Annotated in this window: 14 protein-coding genes; 6 read left to right on the top strand and 8 right to left on the bottom strand. The window is 73.4% G+C overall.

Features of this window, described 5'->3' with window-relative positions; all coding sequences use genetic code 11:
* Positions 1 to 618 precede the first annotated feature (618 nt).
* A complete protein-coding gene (locus JKP75_RS14410) occupies positions 619 to 1,575 on the top strand; it encodes a tetratricopeptide repeat protein (RefSeq protein ID WP_200490619.1) in 957 nt (318 codons plus the stop codon).
* Here the strand turns inward: JKP75_RS14410 and JKP75_RS14405 are convergent.
* The 5 genes from JKP75_RS14405 to JKP75_RS14385 all read right to left on the bottom strand — a co-directional run bounded on the left by JKP75_RS14405 (position 1,572) and on the right by JKP75_RS14385 (position 11,099).
* Positions 1,572 to 2,957 (bottom strand): hypothetical protein, encoded by a 1,386-nt coding sequence (locus JKP75_RS14405; protein WP_309229855.1) that lies wholly within the window; start codon positions 2,955 to 2,957, stop codon positions 1,572 to 1,574. The two genes, JKP75_RS14410 and JKP75_RS14405, sit on opposite strands and share 4 nt — an antisense overlap.
* A gap of 10 nt (positions 2,958 to 2,967) precedes the next feature.
* Complete coding sequence (gene glgB / locus JKP75_RS14400) at positions 2,968 to 5,742, bottom strand: 1,4-alpha-glucan branching protein GlgB (protein ID WP_200493185.1); 2,775 nt, start codon at positions 5,740 to 5,742, stop codon at positions 2,968 to 2,970.
* 71 nt (positions 5,743 to 5,813) lie between these two features.
* A complete protein-coding gene (locus tag JKP75_RS14395) occupies positions 5,814 to 7,184 on the bottom strand; it encodes a hypothetical protein (RefSeq protein ID WP_200490621.1) in 1,371 nt (456 codons plus the stop codon).
* On the bottom strand, positions 7,181 to 9,022 hold the full coding sequence (treS, locus tag JKP75_RS14390; protein WP_200490622.1) for a maltose alpha-D-glucosyltransferase: 1,842 nt from the start codon (positions 9,020 to 9,022) through the stop codon (positions 7,181 to 7,183). The genes JKP75_RS14395 and treS overlap by 4 nt, the downstream gene beginning before the upstream one ends.
* Before the next feature lie 49 nt (positions 9,023 to 9,071).
* The gene (locus JKP75_RS14385) at positions 9,072 to 11,099 is read right to left on the bottom strand and encodes an alpha-1,4-glucan--maltose-1-phosphate maltosyltransferase (protein WP_200490623.1); all 2,028 of its coding nucleotides are present in this window, start codon (positions 11,097 to 11,099) and stop codon (positions 9,072 to 9,074) included.
* Positions 11,100 to 11,259: 160 nt separating this feature from the next.
* Here JKP75_RS14385 and glgP point away from each other — a divergent pair, with 160 nt between their 5' ends.
* Together glgP and JKP75_RS14375 are read left to right on the top strand one after the other, a co-directional pair.
* On the top strand, positions 11,260 to 13,809 hold the full coding sequence (gene glgP, locus JKP75_RS14380; RefSeq protein WP_200493184.1) for an alpha-glucan family phosphorylase: 2,550 nt from the start codon (positions 11,260 to 11,262) through the stop codon (positions 13,807 to 13,809).
* A 121-nt stretch (positions 13,810 to 13,930) separates the two neighbouring features.
* A complete protein-coding gene (locus JKP75_RS14375) occupies positions 13,931 to 14,917 on the top strand; it encodes an FHA domain-containing protein (protein ID WP_200490624.1) in 987 nt (328 codons plus the stop codon).
* A gap of 153 nt (positions 14,918 to 15,070) precedes the next feature.
* On the opposite strand, the gene JKP75_RS14370 is transcribed toward JKP75_RS14375, so the two are convergent.
* The 3 genes from JKP75_RS14370 to glgX form a co-directional block, all read right to left on the bottom strand.
* Positions 15,071 to 15,463, bottom strand: coding sequence for a hypothetical protein (locus tag JKP75_RS14370; RefSeq protein WP_200490625.1), 393 nt, complete (start codon positions 15,461 to 15,463; stop codon positions 15,071 to 15,073).
* An 89-nt stretch (positions 15,464 to 15,552) separates the two neighbouring features.
* Positions 15,553 to 16,251, bottom strand: coding sequence for an alpha/beta fold hydrolase (locus JKP75_RS14365; RefSeq protein WP_200490626.1), 699 nt, complete (start codon positions 16,249 to 16,251; stop codon positions 15,553 to 15,555).
* Between the two features lie 101 nt (positions 16,252 to 16,352).
* Entirely contained in the window at positions 16,353 to 18,488 is a 2,136-nt protein-coding gene (gene glgX / locus JKP75_RS14360; protein WP_200493183.1) for a glycogen debranching protein GlgX, read from the bottom strand.
* A 157-nt stretch (positions 18,489 to 18,645) separates the two neighbouring features.
* Between glgX and JKP75_RS14355 the strand changes: the two genes are divergently transcribed.
* From JKP75_RS14355 to JKP75_RS14345, 3 genes are all read left to right on the top strand, one after another.
* A complete protein-coding gene (locus JKP75_RS14355) occupies positions 18,646 to 19,368 on the top strand; it encodes an ABC transporter ATP-binding protein (RefSeq protein WP_242473333.1) in 723 nt (240 codons plus the stop codon).
* A gap of 10 nt (positions 19,369 to 19,378) precedes the next feature.
* A complete protein-coding gene (locus JKP75_RS14350) occupies positions 19,379 to 20,167 on the top strand; it encodes an enoyl-CoA hydratase/isomerase family protein (protein ID WP_200490629.1) in 789 nt (262 codons plus the stop codon).
* Positions 20,168 to 20,306: 139 nt separating this feature from the next.
* A complete protein-coding gene (locus tag JKP75_RS14345) occupies positions 20,307 to 21,449 on the top strand; it encodes an extracellular solute-binding protein (protein WP_200490630.1) in 1,143 nt (380 codons plus the stop codon).
* Positions 21,450 to 21,501: the final 52 nt, after the last annotated feature.

Raw genomic sequence — 21,501 nt, 5'->3', positions numbered from 1 at the left:
TGGTCACGCGGACACCCCCGCGGACGACGACGGCGTCGGCCGGCAGATGCCGCCGCGAGACCCGGATGCCGCGGACCGCCCCGGCTCGGCAGCCGGGTGGCACGGTGAGCTCGACGTCGTCCCCGGGCTCGGCCAGCGGTGATCCCCAGAGCGTCGCCGCGCTCCGCCCGCTGACCACCGCCCCCGGGACGACGAGCGCGGCCGCAGCGCGGGCCCGGCGCGCGTGGTCGACGGGGAGCGAGGCGCAGGCGTAGACGTCGGGGAAGAGCCGCCGCCACGCGGAGCTGCGGAGCTGGTTCTTCGTCAGCACGCCGAGGCGCACCTGCTCGGAGCCGCGGAACATCCTCCCGCGCAACGGGGCCGGGCGGGTGGGCGCGGAAGGCATCCGCGCACTCTGCCGGGATCCGGGGGGCCGCTGCGGCGGCCGTCCACAGGCCTGGTCGCCCGCATACGCCCCGGCGTGGTCACCGGGCACGTGGAGACCACGCGCGTACGCACACGGGTGAGAAGCGGCTCGACCGGCCGACGTTCCAGCAGGTGGTGAGCTTCACCCACGACCGCGACCGCTGAGCGACCCGCGGCCGACACGCCCGGGCGAGCGGTGGGAGGATCGGGGTCATGCAGCCGACCCGCCCCGGACGCCCCGACCCGCGCGCGCAGGCCTCGATGGCCGCCACCATGGCCGGGGCCGTTGACCTCGCCGCCGTCAAGGCGCGGTCGGAGGCCGCCGCCCGCGCCGCGTCCGCCCCGCCGCCGAGTGCTGCGGCACCGGCCGGGGCACCCGGTAGCGCCGTCGTCGACGTCACCGAGGCCACGTTCCAGGCCGAGGTGCTCGACCGCTCCTTCCAGGTGCCGGTCGTGCTGGACCTGTGGGCCGAGTGGTGCGGGCCGTGCAAGCAGCTCTCCCCGGTGCTCGAGCGGCTGGCCGCCGAGGGCGGCGGCTCGTGGGTGCTGGCCAAGGTCGACGTCGACGCGAACCCGGCGCTCGCGCAGGGGCTGCGGGTGCAGGGCATCCCGGCGGTCAAGGCCGTCTGGCAGGGGCAGCTGATCGCCGAGTTCAACGGCGCCATCCCCGAGGAGCAGGCCCGCGAGTTCGTCGCCGAGCTGGTGCGCGCCACGACCGGTGGGGCGGTGCCGGGCGGCGGGGCGGAGGCGCCCGAGGTCGAGGACCCGCGCCTGGACGCCGCCGAGGACGCGCTCGAGCGCGGTGACCTCGCCGCCGCGGAGGCCGCCTACGAGGCGATCCTCGCCGAGGAGCCGAACCACCCGGACGCCGGCATCGCGCTCCAGCAGGTCCGGCTGTTCCGCCGCGCGGAGGAGGCCGGGCCTGACGCCCTGGCCGCGGCCGACGCCGCTCCGGACGACATCGCCGCGCAGACCCGGGCCGCGGACTTCCTGCTCGGCACCGGCGACGTCGAGGGCGCCTTCGAGCGGCTGCTGGCCGTCGTCCGCCGCACCGCGGGGGAGGAGCGCGACCAGGCCCGCAAGCACCTGGTCGAGCTGTTCACCGTCGTCGGCGACCAGGACCCCCGCGTCGGACCCGCCCGGCGGGCCCTCACCACCGCGCTCTTCTAGCCTTCCAGCCCGCAGGCGTCGAGGCCCTCGAAGAAGCCGCTGCGGAACAGGTCGACCAGCTGGAAGCCGGTGAGGTCGGCCCCCGGGACGACCTCCGGCTCGCCGCCGAAGGCCAGCAGGAACTGCACGCTCTCGTCGACGTCGCCGGGGGAGATGGAGTACTCCCCGCCGGCACCGGCGCGGACCTGCGCGGTGTAGAAGCCGCTCATGCAGACCGTCGAGCGGACGGCGTCCTCGCCCTCGGTGGAGAGCCCCAGCTGGTCGCGCACCGCCAGCCCGTAGGGCAGCGACACCGCGGTGGCGAGGGCGAAGTCGCCGAGCTCCTCGTACGCGGGCGCGGCGAGGTCGGTCTCGTCGAAGCCGACCAGGTTCTCATCCGCGCAGTACACGAGGTCGAGCTCGGCGTCGGGCGCGCAGCGCGGCGGGTCCTCGTCGAAGGCCTCGATCGCCGGCGGGTCGAAGTCCCTGCCCACCACCTGCTCCCAGACCGCGGGGAGGGTGGCGTCGATGATGGTGCGCAGCAGGCTGTAGGACGCGTTGCCACCGGTGGCGACGTCCTCGTCGCTGAGGAACGGCTGCTGGGTGAACACCCGCCCCCGCCCGAAGTTGTCCCGGCAGGCCTCGGCCCCGCTGTCGAAGCCTTCCTGGAAGGCGGCGACGCGGTCGAAGTACGAGCCGTGCGCCTGCTGCTCGCCCTGCCCGGTGCCGACCGGGTCGCGCAGCAGGAGGTACCCGCGCAGCAGGTCGTCGAGCTCGGGGGTGCGCAGCACCGAGTGCTGCGCCTCCCCGTCGGCGACCCAGCGGGTCCAGGTGCCGGCGAGGCAGTCGGCCTCGGTCTCGGCCGCGATGGAGGTGCTCGGCGCGCCCACCCGGGCCTGCACCGCGTGCCCGAACTCGTGCGCCATGACCAGCGCGGGGATGAACCGGCCGAACTCCGAGCCCAGCTCGGCGAGGAACGCGCGGTCGTAGCTGATCGAGTCGGAGTTGGGGGCGTCCGGGGCGACGCAGTAGAAGGCGTTGTTCTCGACGTCGCGCGGATCGCTCCCGCAGCCGATGCCGTTCGGGTACTCGGAGGGGTCGACGTTCTCCGGGTCGACGCTGAAGTAGCCGCCCTGCAGCGGCTCGAAGGGTGTGCCGAAGACCTCCGGGAACTGCTCGCCCCAGTAGACCTCCAGGTCGGTCAGCGCATTGCGCGCCAGGACGTCGACCTCCTCGCCGGTCGCACCCACGACGTCCGTGTCACCGGCGCCGACGTCGGTGACCGGCGGGCGGGCGGGGCTGCCCCGCCCCACCACGACCACCGAGCACCCGGTGAGGGCGACCAGGCCCGAGACGACGGCGGCGAGCAGTGCCCACCGCCGTCGTCCGCGCGCCGCGCTCACCGGGGACCGGTCAGGCCTCGTGCTGGAACCAGACGGTCCCGAGCGGGGGAGCGGAGATCGTGGCCGAGTACGGCTGCCCGTGCCACGGCTCCGCGACGGCCTCGACGCCGCCGTAGTTGCCGACCCCGGACCCGCCGTAGCCCTCGCCGTCGGTGTTGAGCACCTCGCGCCAGTACCCCGGCCGGGGCAGGCCGATCCGGTACTCGTGGTGCGGGGAGCCGGCGAAGTTGACGACGCAGGCCAGCGCGGAGCGGGTGTCGTCGTCGCCCTCAGCGGTGGTACCCGCCTCCTGCCCGTCCGCGGCGGGCACGGCCTTGCCGTACCGCAGGAACGACAGGGTGTTGCCCGACGCGTCGTTGGCGTCGATCCAGCTGAAGCCCGACGGGTCGACGTCGTGCGCCCACAGCGCGTCCAGCTCGCGGTAGCGCGCGTTGAGGTCGGTGACCAGCTGCAGGATCCCCCGGTGCGCCGGGTCATCCAGGTGCCACCAGTCCAGCGAGCGGCTCTCGGCCCACTCGGAGTCCTGCGCGAACTCCGAGCCCATGAACAGCAGCTGCTTGCCGGGGTGGGCCCACATGTAGGCGTAGTAGGCGCGCAGGTTGGCAAGCTGCTGCCAGCGGTCGCCGGGCATCTTCCGCAGCATCGAGCCCTTGCCGTACACGACCTCGTCGTGGCTGATCGGCAGCACGAAGTTCTCGGAGTAGGCGTAGTGCATCGAGAACGTGAGCTGCCCGTGGTGGTAGCTGCGGTGCACCGGCTCGCGCTCCACGTAGGCCAGCGAGTCGTGCATCCAGCCCATGTTCCACTTGAAGCCGAAGCCCAGGCCGCCCAGGTGGGTGGGGCGGGTGACGCCCGGCCAGGCGGTCGACTCCTCGGCGATCGTCACGACCCCCGGGACCTCGCGGTAGACGGTGGCGTTGAACTCCTGGAGGAAGGCCACCGCCTCGAGGTTCTCGCGGCCGCCGTACTTGTTCGGCAGCCACTCGGAGCGCGAGTAGTCGAGGTAGAGCATCGAGGCGACGGCGTCGACGCGGATGCCGTCGACGTGGAACTCCTTGCACCAGAACAGCGCGTTGGCGACGAGGAAGTTGCGGACCTCGGAGCGGCCGAAGTCGAAGACCAGCGTGCCCCAGTCCAGCTGCTCGCCGCGGCGCGGGTCGCCGTGCTCGTACAGCGGGGTGCCGTCGAAGCGGGTCAGCGCCCACTCGTCCTTCGGGAAGTGCGCCGGCACCCAGTCGACGATGACGCCGATGCCGGCCTGGTGGGCGCGGTCGATGAGGTAGCGCAGGTCGTCCGGGCTGCCGAACCGCGAGGTGGGCGCGTAGTAGGAGGTGACCTGGTAGCCCCACGAGCCGCCGAAGGGGTGCTCGGCCAGCGGCATGAACTCCAGGTGGGTGAAGCCGGCCGCGACGACGTACTCGACCAGCTCGTCGGCCATCTCCCGGTAGGACAGGCCCTGCCGCCAGGAGCCGGCGTGCACCTCGTAGACGCTCATCGGCTTCTCGTGCCAGCCGGCGGAGGCGCGCTCGGCCAGCCAGGCGTCGTCGTTCCACTCGTGGGTGCTCTCGGTGACCACCGAGGCGTTCAGCGGCGGCACCTCGGTGGCGAAGGCCAGCGGGTCGGACTTCTCCCGCCAGACGCCGTCGGCGCCCAGCACGTGGTACCGGTAGCGGCTGCCGACCGGGACGCCGGGCACGAAGATCTCCCACACGCCCGAGGAGCCCAGGGAGCGCATCGGGTAGGCCCGCGCCTCCCAGTAGTCGAAGTCGCCGGTCACCTTGACGCCGCGGGCGGCGGGCGCCCAGACGGCGAAGGAGACGCCCTCGACCGCACCGCGCGGGGTCTCGTAGCGCCGGACGTGCGCGCCCAGCACCTCCCACAGCCGCTCGTGCCGGCCCTCGCGGATCAGGTGCTCGTCCAGGGGGCCCAGGGTGGGCAGCCAGCGGTAGGGGTCGTCGACGGTGTGCCGCGAGGTGCCGCCCTGGCCGTCGGGGTACTCGACCTCGATCCGGTAGTCGCCGGGCTGCTGGGGGAGCGCGGCCTCGAAGATGCCGCCGTCGTGCAGGCGCTGCGCGTCGTAGCGGCCGCCGTCCTCGTCGAGCACGGCCACCGAGACCGCGTCGGGGCGCAGCGTGCGCACGACCCAGCCCGCACCGGACTCGTGCGCGCCGAGCACGCCGTGCGGGTCGTGCGACCAGCCCTCGACGATCGCCCGCAGGTGCTCCTCGGACACCTCGCCCACCGACTGCTCGCCGGGAGCCGCGGGCCCGCCCGCGGGTGAGTCGCCGTGCGCATCGGTGGGCGCGGCGTCCTCGGGCGCCTGCGGCGTGCTCGGCTCCGCCGGGTCCGGGTCGGGTGCCTCGGGCGGCCCGGCCGGGCTGCCGGCCGGGTCGCCGGGCTCGGCGATGGGGGCCGGCGCGACCACCGGCGGCACCGTGGTGGGGCCGCCCTCGGGCGCGGTCGAGGCGGTGCTCGGCCGCTCGTCGGTCGTCGTCTCCCCGGGGGGAGCGACGTTGCCGGTGGCGGCGGCCTTCTTCGCTGGGGCACGCTTGGTGGTCGTGCGGGCCGGGGTTTTCGTGGCCGCGGTGGCCTTCGACGGGGTCGCCTTCTTCGCGGGCGCCTTCTTGGCGGCGGCCTTGCGGGCGGGAGCCTTCTTCGCGGGGGCCTTCTTCGCCGGGGCGTTGATCACCGGCTCGCTGCCGGCGACCGCCTCGACCTCGGCGACCCGCTCCTCGACGGCACGCTGCAGGTCGTCCTTGCCGGCCACCGGGATCCTTCCGGTCATCGCTGCTCATCGTCGTGTTCCTCCGGTGCCGTGCTCGTAGATGTGATGGCCTCGGGTCCGTCGTGCCCGCGTCACGCGCGGGCGGTGAGCCGGGACAGGGAGTCGAGCGGGATCATCAGCCAGTGCGGTCGGTTGCGTGCCTCGTAGACGCACTCGTAAACCGCCTTGTCGGCCTCGAACGCCCGAAGGAGTGGTGACCCTCCGCACGGGTCGAGGCCGCTGGCCTCGGAGTAGCCGGCGCAGAACGCCGCCCGGTTCCGCTCGGCCCACTCCTGCGCGCGGTAGGCGCGCTGGGCGTCGTCGGGCTGCTCGACCAGCATGTGCCGCGCGGCGTAGTCGAAGCTGCGCAGCATCCCGGCGACGTCGCGCAGGGGGCTGTCGAGCTCGCGGCGCGAGGCCAGCGGGCGGGCCGGCTCGCCCTCGAAGTCCAGGACGATCCAGCCGGTCGCCGTCCGCAGCACCTGGCCGAGGTGCAGGTCGCCGTGCACCCGCTGGCGGACGACGGGCTCGGTGCTCTCGGCGACGGCGGCGTAGACCTGCCGCAGGCCGTCCACGTGCTCGGCGAGCTGGGGGACGATCTCGACGGCGGCGTCCAGCCGCTCGCCCATCTGCCGCGCCACGGCGGCGTACCAGTCGCGGTCGGCCGGCGCCGTGGGCAGCACGGCGGCCATGTCCCGGTGGACCGACGCCGTCGCCGCCCCCAGCCGCTCGCTGTCGGCGGCGAAGTCGCCGCCCACCTCGTCGGCGTGCAGGTCGCCCTCGGCGTAGAGGTCGCGCACGCTCGCGGTGGCCAGCCGCCAGCCGTCGCTGGCGTTGGGGACGAAGGTCTGCAGCATCGCGACCGTCGCCGGCTCGACGGCCGGGTCGGGGTCGTCGATCTGGATGTGCCCGAGCAGCGGGGCGATGTGCGGGTTCTCGGCACGGCGCAGCGCGTCGTGCACCTCGACGTCCGGGTTGAGCCCGGGCTCCAACCGCCGGAAGAGCTTGAAGATCGCCTCCGACCCGTAGACCAGCGAGGTGTTGCTCTGCTCGGTGGAGACGATGTCGCCGGGCAGACCCTCGGGGATGTAGGCCACGCCCGCGGGGTGGAAGTGCATCGGCCCGACGGTCGAGGCGTTGACCAGGTGGATCAGCCACGGGGTGGTGGCGTCCCGGTCGCGCATCGCGTCGTAGGCGTGCGACTCCCGGCCGTCCGAGCTCACCGCGCCGATGTAGGCGGTGCTCAGCTCCTCGACCTCGGAGTCGCGCCAGGAGATCGGCACGAGGTAGGTGTCCGCGCCGCCGTCGGCGTAGGTCACCCGCACCCGGTGCACCGAGAGCACCGGCTCGCTGCGGTCGAGGAAGAACCCGTCCTCGGTGATCCCGGCCCACTCGCGGCCCTTGCTCCCGAACCAGCGCTGGGTGGGCATCCACTCGCGGAGCAGGTCGGCCAGGGCGCTCATCGGGTGCCTCCAGCGGCGTCGTCGGGAGCGGGGAGGTTGTCGCCGGGCGTCTCCTCCGCGGCGCTGACCACCCCGGCGGCGAGCAGGGAGTCGGCGATCGCGCTGCTGCCGGTGGTCTCCCAGTCCTCGGTCTCGTCCGGAGCGGGCTCGGCCGGCTTGGACAGCTCGAACCAGTAGAAGCCGTGCCCGGCGAGCGTGAGCATGTAGGGGAGGACGCCGATCTGCGGGAACTCCACCCGCCCGGTGAGCTCGACGGGGGTGTAGCCCTCGAACTCGCGCAGGTCGAGCTCCACCGGCTGCGGGAACCGGGACAGGTTGTTCACGCACAGCACGACGTCGTCGCCGAACCGGCGGACGAAGGAGAGCACCGTGGGGTTGCGCGAGCCGATCTCCTCGAACGTGCCCAGGCCGAAGGTCGGGTGCTGGGCGCGGACCTGGAGCATCCGGCGCAGCCACTGCAGCAGCGAGTTGGTGTTGCGCAGCTGGGACTCGACGTTGGTGACCTGGTAGCCGTAGACCGGGTCGGCGTTGAGCGGCAGGTACATCCGCTGCGGGTCCGCGGTGGAGAACCCGCCGTTGCGGTCCGGCGTCCACTGCATCGGGGTGCGGACGCCGTCGCGGTCACCGAGCCAGATGTTGTCGCCCATGCCGATCTCGTCCCCGTAGTAGAGGACCGGCGAGCCCGGCAGCGAGAGCAGCAGGGCGTTGAACAGCTCGAGGGTGTTGGCGTCGTTGTCCAGCAGCGGCGCCAGCCGCCGGCGGATGCCGATGTTGGCCTTCATGCGGGGGTCCTTGGCGTACTCGTCCCACATGTAGTCGCGTTCCTCGTCGGAGACCATCTCGAGGGTCAGCTCGTCGTGGTTCCGCAGGAAGACGCCCCACTGGCAGTTGTCGGGGATGTCCGGCGTCTGCGCCATGATCTCCGAGATCGGGAAGCGCTGCTCCCGCCGCACCGCCATGAACAGGCGCGGCATGACGGGGAAGTGGAAGGCCATCTGGCACTCGTCGCCGTTCTCGCCGAAGTACTCGACGACGTCGGCCGGCCACTGGTTGGCCTCGCAGAGCAGCACCACGTCGGGGTAGTTCGCGTCGACGACCTTGCGCACCTGCTTGAGGAACTCGTGGGTGCGCGGCAGGTTCTCGCAGTTGGTGCCCTCCTCCTCGAACAGGTAGGGCACGGCGTCGAGCCGGAAGCCGTCGATGCCGAGGTCGAGCCAGAAGCGCAGGGCGTCGATGATCGCCTCCTGCACCTTCGGGTTCTCGAAGTTGAGGTCCGGCTGGTGGGAGAAGAAGCGGTGCCAGAAGTACTGCTTGCGCACCGGGTCGAACGTCCAGTTCGAGCTCTCGGTGTCGACGAAGATGATCCGGGCGTCGGCGTACCCGGTGTCGTCGTCGGCCCAGACGTAGAAGTCGCCGTAGGGGCCGTCCGGGTCGTTCCGGCTGGCCTGGAACCAGGGGTGCTGGTCCGAGGTGTGGTTCATGACGAAGTCGATGATCACGCGCATGCCGCGCGAGTGGGCGGCGTCGAGGAACTCCTTGAAGTCCTCGATGTCGCCGAACTCGGGCAGGACGGCGGTGTAGTCGGCGACGTCGTACCCGCCGTCGCGCAGCGGGGAGGCGAAGAACGGCGGCAGCCACAGGCAGTCGACGCCGAGCCACTGGAGGTAGTCCAGCTTGTCGATCATGCCGCGGAGGTCGCCGACGCCGTCGGCGTTGCTGTCGGCGAAGCCGCGGACCAGCACCTCGTAGAAGACGGCGCGCTTGTACCACTCGGGGTCGGTGCCGGGAGGGGGCAGTGCGGAGTGCTTGGGGGCGGACTCGGGCACGGGAACGGTCATCGCTGGTGAGCCCTCGGGAAGTCGCGGGTGGTCGGTCGGACGGCCCCGGTCAGGAGACCGGGGGCGGGAACTGCACGGGGCGCGGGAAGGTGACCGCGAAGACGTGCGCGGGCTCCCGGAAGGGGTCGAGCTCCACGTAGTTGAACTGGCCCCAGTCGTACCGGGCGCCGCTGAGCTCGTCGGTGACCGCGAAGCGCTCGTGCCAGTCCAGGCCGAGGGCGGACATGTCCAGCGCCGTCGTCCCGATCTGGGTGTCGCGGCTGGACAGGTTCACCACCACGATCACGGCGTCGGCCGAGCCGGGGTCGGTCTTGGAGAAGCACAGCAGATTCGGGTTGTCGACCGGGTGGAAGCGCAGCGTGCGCAGCTGCTGCAGCGCCGGGTGCGCGCGCCGGGCCTCGTTGAGCCGCTTCAGGTAGGGCGCCAGGCTGCGGCCGGCCGCCTCGGCACCGGCCCAGTCGCGCGGCCGCAGGGAGTACTTCTCGCTGTCCAGGTACTCCTCGCTGCCGGGCTTGACGGCCACGTGCTCGAAGAGCTCGAACCCCGAGTAGACGCCCCAGGTCGGGCTCATCATCGCCGCGAGCACGGCCCGGATCTTGAACATCGGCGGGCCGCCGAACTGCAGCGACTCGTGGAGGATGTCCGGGGTGTTCACGAAGAAGTTCGGCCGCATGTAGTGCGCGTTGGACGCGAGCTCGCGGCCGTACTCCTCGAGCTCGCCGCGCTCGGTCCGCCAGGTGAAGTACGTGTAGGACTGGGTGAAACCGATCCGCGCCAGCTGGTGCATCATCGGCGGCCGCGTGAACGCCTCGGCCAGGAAGAGCACGTCGGGGTGGCTCTGCTTGACGTCCCAGATCAGCCAGTGCCAGAAGTTCAGCGGCTTGGTGTGCGGGTTGTCGACGCGGAAGATCTTGACGCCGGCGTCGATCCACACCTGGATCACCCGGCGGCACTCGGCGTAGATGCCGTCGGGGTCGTTGTCGAAGTTGATCGGGTAGATGTCCTGGTACTTCTTCGGCGGGTTCTCCGCGTAGGCGATGGTCCCGTCGGGCTTGGTGGTGAACCACTCGGGGTGCTCGGCCACCCACGGGTGGTCGGGCGCGGCCTGCAGCGCGAAGTCGAGGGCGATCTCCATGCCGAGCTCGCCGGCGCGCGCGACGAAGGCCCTGAAGTCCTCCATCGTGCCCAGCTGCGGGTGCACCGCGTCGTGGCCGCCCTCGGCGCTGCCGATCGCCCACGGGGAGCCGACGTCGTCCGGCGCGATCTCGTGCGGGTTGCCGCCGGGGAACTGGGCGGTGTTCGGGCCCTTGCGGTTCACCGTGCCGATCGGGTGGATCGGCGGCAGGTAGACGACGTCGAAGCCCATGTCGGCGACCGCCGGGAGCCGGTCGGCGGCGGTGGTGAAGGTGCCGTGCGTCGGGGTGCCGCCGACGACGGGGCCCTCCGAGCGCGGGAAGAACTCGTACCAGGAGCCGTAGAGGGCGCGCGGCCGGTCGACGAACACCTCGTAGGGCTCGGTGGTGGTGACCAGCTCGCGGACCGGGTGCTCGTGCAGGTAGCGCTGCAGGCCCGAGGCCAGCGCCGGGGCGACGCGGACGGTGAGCTCCTGCGAGGAGTCGCGCAGCGCCGCGGCCGCGGCGGTGACCCGGTCGCGCCAGTCGCCCTCGGCCCCGGCGGCGACGCGGTCGAGCAGCCGGGCACCTTCCTCGAGGTCGTTGGCCAGCTCGTCGGCGCCCTGGCCGGCCTCGATCTTCACCTCGACGGCGTGCCGCCAGGTGGCCAGCGGGTCGCTCCAGGCCTCGACGCGGAACGTCCAGGCGCCCGCGCGGTCGGGGACGACGGTCGCCAGCCAGCGGTCGGGCTCCTCGCCGAAGCGGGCCATGCGGGTCAGCGGGCCCGGGGTGCCGTCGGGGCCGGTCCACACGACGTTGGCGGCGACGGCGTCGTGCCCCTCGCGGAACACGGTCGCGGTGATCGGGAGGTGTTCTCCCACCACCGCGCGGGCGGAGAAGGACCCGCAGGAGACGACGGGGGCGACATCGGTGATGCCGAGGCGGAGGTCAGCGCGGCCATTCATCCCCGTCACGCTATCGAGGTAGCGGGGTCCGGGCACTTCGGCGAGCACTCGTCCGGGTGGAGGGCAGGAGACGGCGGGGCGTGGGGCGGGTGGGGCAGGAGGTGCTGCCGATGTCGCCGGACCCCTGGCGGTGGCGTGCTCGCTGGCTACCCTCGTCCGGGTGAGAGCCCTCCGCCGTTTCACCGTCCGCGCCGCCCTCCCGGAGCCGCTGCTCCCGCTCTCCCAGCTGGTGATGAACCTCCGCTGGTCGTGGCACCCCGAGACGCGGGACCTGTTCGAGGCGCTCGACCCGGCGCTGTGGCAGCGCTGCGGGGGTGACCCCGTCAAGGCGCTCGGGGAGGTCTCGGCCGAGCGGCTGGCCGCCCTGGCCGCCGACCGCAGGTTCGTGCGCCGGCTGCAGGACGCCGTCGACGACCTGGAGGAGTACCTGGCGACCCCGCGCTGGTACCAGTCCCTGGGGGCCGAGGCGCCGGCGAGCATCGCCTACTTCTCCGCGGAGTTCGGCATCACCGAGGTGCTGCCGCAGTACTCCGGTGGCCTGGGCATCCTGGCCGGCGACCACCTGAAGGCCGCCTCCGACCTCGGCGTCCCGCTGATCGGGGTCGGGCTGCTCTACCGGGCCGGCTATTTCGAGCAGGGGTTGTCGGCCGACGGCTGGCAGCTCGAGCACTACCCGTCCCTCGACCCGCACGGCCTGCCGGTCAAGCTGCTGCGCGAGCCCGACGGGTCCGCCGTCGTCATCTCCGTGCCGCTGCCCGAGGGGCGCACGCTCTACGCGCACGTCTGGCGGGCCCAGGTCGGCCGCGTCTCGCTGCTGCTGCTCGACAGCGACATCGAGGAGAACGCGCCGGCCGAGCGCGGCGTCACCGACCGCCTGTACGGCGGCGACGAGGACCACCGCCTGCGGCAGGAGATGCTCCTCGGCATCGGTGGCGTGCGGGCGCTGCGCGCCTACTGCCAGCGCACCGGCACCCCGCTGCCCGAGGTGTTCCACGCCAACGAGGGCCACGCCGGCTTCCAGGGCCTCGAGCGCATCCGCGAGCTCATCGAGTCGCACGGGCTGACCTTCGCCGAGGCGCTGCAGGCGGTGCGGGCGGGCACGGTGTTCACCACGCACACCCCGGTGCCGGCCGGCATCGACCGCTTCCCGAAGGCGCTCATCGAGCGGTACTTCGCCGGGTTCGGCGTCCCGCTGCACGACCTGCTCGCGCTGGGCGCCGAGGAGGACCCGTCGAAGTACAACATGGCGCACATGGGCCTGCGGCTGGGCCAGCGCGCCAACGGTGTGAGCGAGCTGCACGGCCACGTCAGCCGCGGGATGTTCAGCAACCTGTGGCCGGGTTTCGACGAGGGCGACGTGCCGATCGGCTCGATCACCAACGGCGTGCACGCCCCCACGTGGACCGCGCGCGAGCTGGTCGAGATGGGCACCCAGAGCTCGAGCCAGGGCGACCCGGTCGAGGTCCAGGGGGCGGCGCACTTCGACGGCGTCGACCGCATCCCCGCCGGTGACCTGTGGGCGGTCCGCCGCACGCTGCGCGGCCGCCTGGTGGAGGAGGTGCGCCGCCGCCTGCGCGAGACCGCGCTCTCCCGCGGCGCCACCGAGGCCGAGGTGGGCTGGACCGACACCGCCTTCGACCCCGACGTCCTCACCATCGGGTTCGCCCGCCGCGTGCCCAGCTACAAGCGCCTGACGCTGATGCTGCGCGACCCGGCCAAGCTCAAGGCGATGCTGCTGGACCCGGAGCGGCCCCTGCAGCTGGTCATCGCCGGCAAGAGCCACCCGGCCGACGACGGCGGCAAGAAGCTGATCCAGCAGATGGTCGAGTTCGCCGACGACCCGGAGATCCGGCACCGGATCGCGTTCCTGCCCGGCTATGACATCGGCATGGCCCGCTACCTGTACTGGGGCTGCGACGTCTGGCTGAACAACCCGCTGCGGCCGCTGGAGGCCTGCGGCACCTCGGGCATGAAGTCCGCGCTCAACGGCGGGCTGAACCTCTCCATCCGCGACGGCTGGTGGGACGAGTGGTTCGACGGCCAGAACGGCTGGGCGATCCCGACCGCCGACGGCGTCGCCGACGCCGACCGCCGCGACGAGGTGGAGGCGCGGGCGATCTACGACCTGCTCGGCACCCAGGTGCTGCCGCGGTTCTACGAGCGCGACCGCGAGGGCGTGCCGGCGCGCTGGGTCGAGATGGTGCGGCACACGCTCCGCGAGACCGGCCCGAAGGTGTTGGCCACCCGCATGGTGCGCGACTACGTGCAGGCGCTCTACGTGCCGGCCGCGCAGTCCTCCCGCGTCATGGCGGCGGAGGGGTACGCCCCGGCGCGCGCCGAGTCGCAGTGGCGGGCGCACCTGCTGCACAACTGGTCCACCGTGCGGGTCGCGCACGTCGAGGCCACCGGTGCCGGGGACACCCCGGAGATCGGCTCGACGCTGGCGCTGCGGGCCGAGGTGGAGCTGCCCGGGCTCGAGCCCGGCGACGTCGAGGTGCAGGCGGCCTACGGGCGTGTGGACGACGCCGACGGGCTGCACGAGGTCACCGCGGTGCCGATGGCGCACGAGCAGACCGAGGGCTCCCGGCACTGGTTCACCGCCACCGTCCCGCTGGAGCGCACCGGCGCCTTCGGCTACACCGTGCGGGTCCTGCCGCACTCCGAGCACCTGGCCGATCCGGCCGAGCTCGGGGTCGTCACGACCGCCTGAGTGACCCGTCGCGACGCTCCCGTCACGCTCGTCCCACCCGTTGGGCGTGACGTGGAGCGGTCACGGCGTGGCGGGGGCGGCCGGGCGCCGAACCCCGGACGGCATCACTAGGCTGGCCGCCATGCCCGACCGCTGTGAAGTCCTCCCCGGAGACGCCGTCGTCGCCCGCCGCGACGGCGGGCTGCTGTGGGTCGACGCCCCCGGTTCCCCCGCCCTCGTGGCTGCCCTGCACGCGTGCCTCGGGGTCTCCGGCCCCGGCGCCGAGCAGGTGCTGACCGCCGTCGCCGCGCAGGCCGGGTCGCTCGGCTCCGGCAGCGCCTCCTTCGCGCTCGTGCTGACCGACGCCGGCGCCGGCACGGGCACCGCGCTCTGGTCCGGCAAGGGCCAGCTCTCCGTGGACGGGGTGCCGGTCTCCGGCTCCTCGGTCGACGGCGGCACCGTGGCCAGCGGGTTCGCGCTGGGCCGCACGCTCTACGTCGGCCCCGGCTCCGCCGCCGCGCAGGCCGCCTCCGGCGTCGCCTTCGATCTGGTCGAGGGCACCGTGCCCGGCTCCGGCGCCACGCTGCACGTGACCGCCCCGGCTGCCGCGCCCGCGGCCGCCGGCCCGTCGTCGCAGCCGGCCGCCTCGTCGTTCCTCGCGGGGTCCGACGCCGGTTTCGGCGCGGGGGCCGCCAGCGGCTCCAGCCGGGCCGCGGCGCCCGCCGCCGAGTCCGGTGAGCAGACCGCGTTCTGGCGGCCGGACTCCGACTCCGACGCCCCCGCTGCCGGTGTGCCGCTGCTGCGGTTCGACGACGGCCTGGTCGTCACCGTCGACGAGGACCTCGTGCTGGGGCGGCGTCCCGACAACCACGAGATGGTGACCGCCGGCACTGCCCGCCCGGTCCCGATCGCCGACACCCAGAACGTGCTCTCCTCGGCCCACGCGGCCCTGACCCGCTCGGGCACCGAGGTCTCGCTGGTCGACCTCGGCTCGCTCAACGGCACGCACGTCGCCGGCCCCGAGGCCACCGAGTGGACCCAGCTCGAGCCCGGTCAGCCGCACCCGCTCTCCGACGGCGACCGCCTGCTCCTCGGCTGGACCGTCATCACCTTCGAGCAGCCCGAGTAACCCACCCGCTGAACGCCAGAGGCCCAGAACCGACCAGGTTCTGGGCCTCTCGCGTTCGCGGGCCGGCGCCGGCGCGCCGATCTGGCGCGCGGATGCGTCATCTCGGAGCCCGCGATGACGCATCGGTGCGCCCGGTCGGCCGATGCGGCGGGCTCACCCAGCCTGCAGCGAGCCGATCTCGGCGACGTCGTGGTAGGTCTCTCCCGAGCAGTACCACCAGCCGGTGCACGAGCCCATGACCTGCCGGTGCTCGGGACACACCGGCCAGTGCAGGCCCAGGTCGGTCAGCGCCTCGGACACCTCGTAGGCGACGACTTCGTCCGCGTCCGCATCCAGATCGGCCTCGAGATCACGCGGCTCGACGGGCGGAGCGACGAAGGCCTCCTCCACCTCGTGCTCCAGCTCCACGCGCCGCGTCAGGACGCCGTCGGTGACCGTGAGGGCGAAGTCTTCGACCGAGCAGGTCCACGGCCGGCCCGTCGTCCGCCGCAGGTCCGCCTCGACCCGGACCGCGGCGGCCGTCAGCCGATCGGCATCCCTCTGCATCGCGGCAGGTTATGCCGGTCAACCTTCAGGGGCGACGGACATACCGGGGGCGCGATGCTCACAGATCGGGGCGGGCGGGTCCCGCGGGCTCACGGCTCCGATGGCGGGAGCGCCCCGGCCCAGTCGAGCAGCCAGTCGGTGAACCCGCGCGTGTCCTGCGGGCGGTGGCCAGCGCCCTCGATGCGTACGTGGCTAGCGCCGGTCGACTCCGCGAGCGCGGCACCCACGGTCTCGTACAGCGGGCTCCACGCACCCGTGACGACCGCGAGCGGAACCCCGAGGTCGTGGAGCGACTCGTGCGTCAGCGTGGACTCCCACGGCGGGCGGTGCCGGCGGAGGAGCTCCAGCGCCCGCCCGTCGTCCGCCGTCCGCGGGACGGGCAGGTCGAAGCCCATCCCGGCTGAGAAGCGACGGCGGAACTCCTCGCGAGACAGGTCGGGCTCGAACGCGGGGGAGACGGCCCGGACGTGCTCGCGGACCACGGCGTCATCGGGTGCTGCGACCGCGGCCATCGGCTCGATGAGGACCACCCCGCGCACCGCGGGCGCCCGCACCGCTGCCGCGAGGGCCGCGACGGCGGACCACGAGTGCCCGACGAGCACGGTGGCCGGCGTCAGCCCGGGGACGAGCCAGGAGGCCTCGCCGTCCACGGTGTACTCCCGGAGGAGGTCGCCGCCGTCGAAGCCGCGCCGCGTCACGAACCGCCCACCCGGGACGCCGGCCTGCCCCGGCCACGCGTCGGATCCGGCACGCGGACCGATGGCGTGCACGAACAGCAGTCCGACCACGGCGTCGACTCCTCCGATCCGGGTGAACAGTGTGCGCTGATGCGCCGCTCCAGGGCCCGGAACTGCGCACCAGCGCACACTGTCGGGTCCCGCGGGCCGGCTCAGGGGCGGCGGAGCACCTTGAGCACCCACACGCTGCGGCCGGGCAGCTCGACCGGGCCGGGCGCGATCATCGCGGCCGCGGGCGGCGCGCCGGTGGCGTACTCGGTGGAGACGACCAACTCGTAGCCGTCCGCCCAGGGCGCGGCGGGCAGCTGCACGGTCAGCGGCTCGGCGCCGGCGTGCAGCCAGAGCAGGTACGAGTCGCCGACGACGGGGCGCCCGAGGGCGTCGCGGGCGCGGATGCCGCGGCCGTCGAGGTACATGCCGAGGGTCTGCAGGTCGGCGTCGAACCAGTCCGCGGTGGTGAGCTGGCCGCCGTCGGGGGCGAACCAGGCGAGGTCGCGGGTGCCGCCGGTGCCGGGCAGCTCGTGGCCCTCGAAGAACGCCTCCTGCCGGAGCACCGGCGCCGACCGCCGCAGCGCCAGCACGTGCGCGACGAAGGCCCGCAGCTCGTCGTCGACCTGCGTCCAGTCCAGCCAGGAGAGCTCGCCGTCCTGGCAGTAGGCGTTGTTGTTGCCGTGCTGGGTGCGGCCCAGCTCGTCGCCGGCGGTGAGCATCGGCACCCCGGTGGACAGCAGCAGCGTGGCCAGCAGGTTGCGCACCTGCCGCCGGCGCAGCGCGGTCACCTGCGGGTCGTCGGTCTCGCCCTCGACCCCGCAGTTCCAGCCGCGGTTGTGGCTCTCGCCGTCCCGGTTCTCCTCGCCGTTGGCCTCGTTGCGCTTGTGCTCGTAGGTGACCAGGTCGCGCAGGGTGAACCCGTCGTGCGCGGTCACGAAGTTGACCGACGCGAACGGGCGGCGGCCGTCGGAGCGGTACAGGTCCGAGGAGCCGGTCAGCCGGTAGGCCAGGTCGCGGACGCCGACGTGTCCGCCGGCCCACACGTCGCGCACGGTGTCCCGGTAGGCCGCGTTCCACTCCGCCCACGGCGGCGGGAAGTTGCCCACCTGGTACCCGCCGGGGCCGACGTCCCACGGCTCGGCGATCAGCTTCACCTGGCTGACCACCGGGTCCTGGTGGACGACGTCGAAGAAGCCCGAGAACCGGTCGAAGTCCTCGGTGCCGCGGGCCAGGGCCGGGGCCAGGTCGAACCGGAAGCCGTCGACGTGCATCTCGGTGACCCAGTAGCGCAGCGAGTCCATGAGCAGGGCCAGTACCGGCGACCGGCGCACGTCGAGGGTGTTCCCGCACCCGGTGACGTCGGTGTAGCGGGCGGGGTCCGCGCCGTCGAGGCGGTAGTAGCCGGCGTTGTCGATGCCCTTGAACGCCAGCGTCGGGCCGGTGTGGTCACCCTCGGCGGTGTGGTTGTAGACGACGTCGAGGATCACCTCGATGCCGGCGGCGTGCAGCGCCTTGACCATCGTCTTGAACTCGGTGACCTGGCCGCCGTCGCTCCCCGACGCGCTGTACCCGGCGTGCGGGGCGAAGAAGCCGAGGGTGTTGTAGCCCCAGTAGTTGGTCAGCCCGCGGCGCAGCAGGTGCGGCTCGCTGACGAAGGCGTGCACCGGCAGCAGCTCGACGGCGGTCACGCCGAGGGTCTGCAGGTGCTCGACGAACGCCGGGTGCGCGAGCCCGGCGTAGGTGCCGCGCAGGTGGGCGGGGACGCCGGGGTGCCGCATGGTGGCGCCCCTGACGTGCACCTCGTAGACGACGGTGTCCGACCACGACGTGCGCGGCGCGCGGTCGCCGTCCCACGGGAAGGTGTCGTGGACGACGACGCCGCGCGGCACGAACGGCGCCGAGTCCTGCCCGTCGGGCTCGTGGCCGTCCACCGCGTCGCCCGGGTGGCCGAACACCGCCGGGTGCAGCGTGAGGCCGCCGTCGACGGCACGGGCGTAGGGGTCCAGCAGCAGTTTCGCCGGGTTGAAGCGGTGCCCGCTGGAGGGCTCGTAGGGCCCGTGCACCCGGTAGCCGTAGCGCTGACCGGGCCCGATGCCGCCGACCCGGCCGTGCCAGACCTGGTGGGTGCTCTCGGTGAGCGGGTACCGGTGCTCCCTGCCGTCGGGGTCGAACAGGCACAGCTCCACCGCGTGCGCCCCGGCCGACCACAGGGCGAAGTTCGTGCCCGTGCCGTCCCAGTGCGCGCCGAGCGGCGCGGGGGAGCCGGGCAGGACCTCGACGGCGGGGGATGCGGTCACCGGGCGATCGTGCCAAGTGCGGCGGGGTGTGCGTGTGCAGGTGGTGCGCGCCGGGTTGGTTGGATGGGCAGCGTGTCGACATCGGACGCCTCGGACGGGGCCGTCGTGCGGATGACCGGGGTCGGGGTCGTGCGCGGGGAGAACACCCTGCTGCGCGATGTCGACTGGCGCGTGGAAGCCGATCACCGCTGGGTGGTGCTCGGGCCCAACGGGGCGGGGAAGACGACGCTGCTCCAGGCTGGCCGGGGCGCTGCTGCAGCCGAGCCGCGGCGAGGTGCGGCTGCTGGGGGAGACCCTCGGCGCGGTGGACGTCTTCGAGCTGCGGCCGCGGATCGGGCTGACCAGCGCGGCGCTCACCCAACGCATCGGGGCGGCGGAGAGGACCGGCGACGTCGTCGTCTCCGCCGGGTACGCCGTCGTCGGCCGCTGGCGGGAGCGCTACGACGTCCACGACCTCACCCGCGCCGGGATGCTCATGGAGCAGTGGGGCGTGGCACAGTTCGCGCACCGGCCGTTCGGGACGCTCAGCGAGGGCGAGCGCAAGCGCGCGCAGATCGCCCGCGCGCTCATGCCCGACCCCGAGCTGCTGCTGCTCGACGAGCCCGGCGCAGGCCTGGACCTGGGCGGCCGCGAGGACCTCGTCTCCCGGCTCTCGGACCTCGCGCGCTACCTGTACGCCCCCGCGCAGGTGCTGGTCACCCACCACGTCGAGGAGATCCCGCCCGGCTACACGCACGCCCTGCTGCTGCGCGGCGGCGAGGTCGTGGCGGCCGGTGCGGTGGACGACGTCCTGACCGCCGGCGCCCTGTCGGACACCTTCGGGCTGCCGCTGGAGCTCACCCGCACCGAGGGGCGGTTCGCCGCCCGCCGCGCTCGCTAGGGTTCGGTCCATGGCGCAGACCCCGGAGTTCGTGACCCTGCAGGTGGAGGACGGGGTGGGCACGATCCGCCTCGACCGCCCGAAGATGAACGCCATCGACGAGCAGCTGCACCACGAGGTGCGGGCCGCCGCGATGGAGGCGGAGGAGCGCGACGACGTGCGCGCCGTCGTGATCTACGGCGGCGAGCGGGTGTTCGCGGCCGGCGCCGACATCAAGGCCATGTCCCAGCTCGACGGCCGGGGCATGGTCGCCTGGGGCCGCGAGCTGCAGAACTCCTTCCGGACGGTGGCGCGGCTGCCCAAGCCGGTCATCGCCGCGGTCACCGGCTACGCCCTGGGCGGCGGCTACGAGCTGGCGCTGTGCGCCGACTTCCGCGTGCTGGGCAGCCGGGCGAAGATCGGCCAGCCCGAGATCCAGCTCGGCGTCATCCCCGGCGCCGGCGGCACGCAGCGGCTGGCCCGCCTGGTCGGCCCGGCCAAGGCCAAGGACCTGATCTTCACCGGCCGGCACGTCGGTGCGGAGGAGGCCCTCGAGATCGGCCTGGCCGACGCCGTCGTCCCCGACGCCGAGGTGTACGAGACCGCCCTGGCCATGGCCCGCAAGTTCGCCGCCGGGCCGCCGCTGGCCCTCGCCGCCGCCAAGCGCGCGATCGACGAGGGGCTCGAGCTGCCCCTCGACGAGGGCCTGGCGCTGGAGAGCCGGCTGTTCGCCGAGCTGTTCGACACCGAGGACCAGGCGGCCGGCATGCGCTCCTTCCTGGAGAGCGGCCCGGGCAAGGCCACCTTCACCGGACGCTGAACCCGCCGGTCCGCCGCCCGGAGCTCACCGGATCGCCACCCGACCGCACCGGGCGCGGCCATGTCCGGTCGGTCACAATGCGCGAGGTCGATCACCGGCGTCATCCGGCTCCGGGCGCGACCCCACACCAGGAGGACACGTGCGACGAAGCACCCTGCGGACCGCCGTCGCGGTCGTGACGGCGGGACTCACCCTGACCGCCTGCGGCTCGGACGACGGCGACTCGGGTGGCGGCAGCGGCTCGGACTGGGCCACCGCCACCTCCGTCGAGGACGGCGGCGGCATGGACGCCCTCGTCGAGGCCGCGCAGGCCGAGGGCGAGCTCAACGTCATCGCCCTCCCACCGGACTGGGCGAACTACGGCGAGATGCTCGACACCTTCAGCGAGAAGTACGACATCGAGATCAACAGCGCCAGCCCCGACGGCTCCAGCCAGGACGAGCTGAACGCGGTCACCAGCCAGCGCGGCCAGGACCGGGCCCCCGACGTCCTCGACCTCGGGCTGTCCTTCGCCCGCCAGGCCAAGGCGCAGGACCTCACCGCCCCCTACAAGGTCCAGACCTGGGACGACATCCCCGAGGACCAGAGGGACCCCGACGGCCACTGGTACAACGACTACGGCGGCTACCTGTCGATCGGCTGCAACGCCACGATCGTCGGCGTCTGCCCGACCACGCTGGCCGAGCTCGCCGACCCGCGGTACGCCGGGCAGGTCGCGCTCAACGGCAACCCGACGCAGGCGCAGGCCGCCTTCGCCGGCGTGTGGGCCGCGGCGCTGGCCAACGGCGGCGACCTCGACGACATCGGCCCGGGGATCGACTTCTTCGTCGACCTCAAGGCCAGCGGCAACTTCAACCCCGTCGAGTCGACGCCGGCCACGGTGCTGTCGGGCGAGACCCCCATCTCGCTGGACTGGGACTACGTGAACGCTGCGCAGACCGAGCCGATGGCGGCCGCCGGGTCGACGTGGGAGGTCAACGTGCCGACCGACGGCCTGATGGGCGGCTACTACAGCCAGGCGATCAGCAAGTTCGCCCCGCACCCGGCCGCGGCCCGGCTCTGGCAGGAGTTCCTCTACAGCGACGAGGGCCAGAACATCTGGCTGAAGGGCGGGGCGCGCCCGGTCCGCCTCCCGGTGATGGAGGACGCCGGCACCGCCGACGAGGAGGCGCGCAGCGCACTCCCCGAGATCGAGGGCTCCGCGGAGTTCCCGACCGAGGAGCAGGAGGCCGCCGCCAAGCAGGTCGTCACGACCCGCTGGAACGAGGAGATGTCCGGCTGAGCACGTCAGCTCCGGTCGCGGTCGCGCCGGCCCCCCGTCGCGGGGGCCGGCG

Origin of the sequence: Blastococcus sp. TML/M2B, from assembly GCF_016612865.1 — a bacterium.
Classification (GTDB): Bacteria; Actinomycetota; Actinomycetes; order Mycobacteriales; family Geodermatophilaceae; genus Blastococcus.
This window is presented reverse-complemented; position numbering and strand designations above follow the sequence as displayed.